Source organism: Candidatus Obscuribacterales bacterium (genome assembly GCA_036703605.1).
In the GTDB taxonomy this organism is placed as follows: Bacteria; Cyanobacteriota; Cyanobacteriia; order RECH01; family RECH01; genus RECH01.
The window spans coordinates 1-1,102 of the sequence record DATNRH010000281.1 but is presented as its reverse complement, the minus strand read 5'-3'; the positions used below and the strand labels follow the sequence as shown (position 1 = coordinate 1,102).

Sequence of the window (1,102 nt, the reverse complement as noted above, 5' to 3'; positions counted from 1 at the left end):
CGAGCTTGACAAGTACGTGGACCAGACAGCCCGCGACCGTGGCTACAAGTCCATGGACAGCGTGGGCAAGTTCTTGACCGTGGGCAACCCTTTCGAAGCAGAGGCCAAGGCATTGAGCCTGTGGACCGGCGAAATCTACGCCACAGCCTTTGCCATGCTGCAACAGTTTAAAGCCGGTGAGATTGAGCCGCCAACACTGGCCGAAGTGATTGCTGCATTGCCGACACCGCCAGCAACATGAGCGCATCATTTTACTCTCTGCCAAAGCGCAAGTGTGACGCCCAAGGCTGCGGCTGGTATGACGCCCCGAGGGGCAACAGGAAGCACAAGGGCATTGACTTAATGTGCAACCCTGGCACGGCCATATGCTCGCCGGTCAATGGCACTGTGACCAAGCTAGGTTGGCCGTATGCTGGCAACCGCGAGATTCGCTATGTGGAAGTCACGGCGGGCAACTACAAGTATCGAGTCTTCTACGTTCGCCCCCACGTTGAGCTAGATGATTACGTAACGGTTCATGATGTCTTGGGTGGCTCCCAGGAACTGGACAGCATGGCCGATGGCGGCACTCAGCATGTGCATTTTGAGATTATGAACGGCAATGATTACATTGACCCAACGCCACTTTATGAAACCATCAGAGGAATGAGGGGCTACCTGTGATTAGATGGCTATATAAGCACTACGCCCTCACAGCCCTCATATCGGTGTATTACCTAGCACTGGTAGGATGGGGCACGTATAAGGTCTTTAGCGACATAGCAGAGGTCACAGCGGCTGTGGGCGGCGTGTATCTAACCCTGATGGGCTTGCCTGCCATCATAAGCGGGATGATCAAGTGGCGATTGGAGAAAGACAATGAACTGGATAGCGAAAAAGATTAGCGGTTTTGCGGCTTCACCCTTTTCAGGCTATGCGCTAATTGCTTTGCTGATTGCTGGGGCGGGTGCTGGCTATTGGTTCTGGTCTGAGCTAAAAGAGTTCGGCAGCCTGGAAGTGCAGAATCGAGTACAGGCTGAAGCTATCCAGACGCAGAATGAGCAGCTTGCCCGAATCTCGGCAGATATGGAAAAGCGACAGGCCATTAATACACAGCTAACAA

General features: G+C 53.4%; 4 protein-coding genes. All 4 read left to right on the top strand.

Annotation, left to right across the window (positions count from 1 at the left end):
- The coding region (locus V6D20_05985) for a hypothetical protein (GenBank protein HEY9815336.1) at nt 1–241 on the top strand (241 nt) is incomplete at its 5' end.
- On the top strand, nt 238–663 hold the full coding sequence (locus tag V6D20_05980; GenBank protein HEY9815335.1) for a M23 family metallopeptidase: 426 nt from the start codon (nt 238–240) through the stop codon (nt 661–663). The genes V6D20_05985 and V6D20_05980, both read left to right, overlap by 4 nt.
- On the top strand, nt 660–884 hold the full coding sequence (locus V6D20_05975; protein ID HEY9815334.1) for a hypothetical protein: 225 nt from the start codon (nt 660–662) through the stop codon (nt 882–884). The genes V6D20_05980 and V6D20_05975 overlap by 4 nt, the downstream gene beginning before the upstream one ends.
- The coding region (locus tag V6D20_05970; GenBank protein ID HEY9815333.1) for a hypothetical protein at nt 859–1,102 on the top strand (244 nt) is incomplete at its 3' end. The genes V6D20_05975 and V6D20_05970, both read left to right, overlap by 26 nt.